Origin of the sequence: Campylobacter sp. BCW_6889 (genome assembly GCF_001762535.1) — a bacterium.
Taxonomy (GTDB): Bacteria; Campylobacterota; Campylobacteria; order Campylobacterales; family Campylobacteraceae; genus Campylobacter_D; species Campylobacter_D jejuni.
Map to the genome: position 1 here is coordinate 1 of NZ_MJWZ01000022.1, position 371 is coordinate 371.

A 371-nucleotide genomic window follows, 5' to 3' on the forward strand; every position below is an offset into this window, starting at 1 on the left:
CAAGATGGCGCAGCGGACGGGGCTCGAACCCGCGACCTCCGCCGTGACAGGGCGGCATTCTAACCAGCTGAACTACCGCTGCATCCAAAGTAAAGAAGTAGAGATTATAAAACCTATTTATGATTTTATAAAATGGTGGTCACTATAAGACTCGAACTTATGACATCCACCTTGTAAGGGTGGCGCTCTACCAACTGAGCTAAGCGACCTATAATTGGCGACCCCTAGAGGATTTGAACCTCTGTTTCCACACAGAGAGAGTGTTGTCCTGGGCCACTAGACGAAAGGGTCATAACCCTAACAATAAAAATGGTGTCCCGTGTTGGATTCGAACCAACGGCCCCCTCCTTAAAAGGGAGATGCTCTACCGG

Annotated in this window: 3 tRNA genes; all 3 read right to left on the reverse strand. The window is 49.3% G+C overall.

Annotated elements, in window-relative coordinates:
* Nucleotides 1–5: 5 nt before the first annotated feature.
* Nucleotides 6–82: transfer RNA gene (locus tag AJ939_RS01795), tRNA-Asp, on the reverse strand.
* A gap of 51 nt (nucleotides 83–133) precedes the next feature.
* A tRNA-Val gene (locus AJ939_RS01800) sits at nucleotides 134–209 on the reverse strand.
* 6 nt (nucleotides 210–215) lie between these two features.
* Nucleotides 216–291, reverse strand: a tRNA-Arg gene (locus AJ939_RS01805).
* Between the last annotated feature and the right edge of the window lie 80 nt (nucleotides 292–371).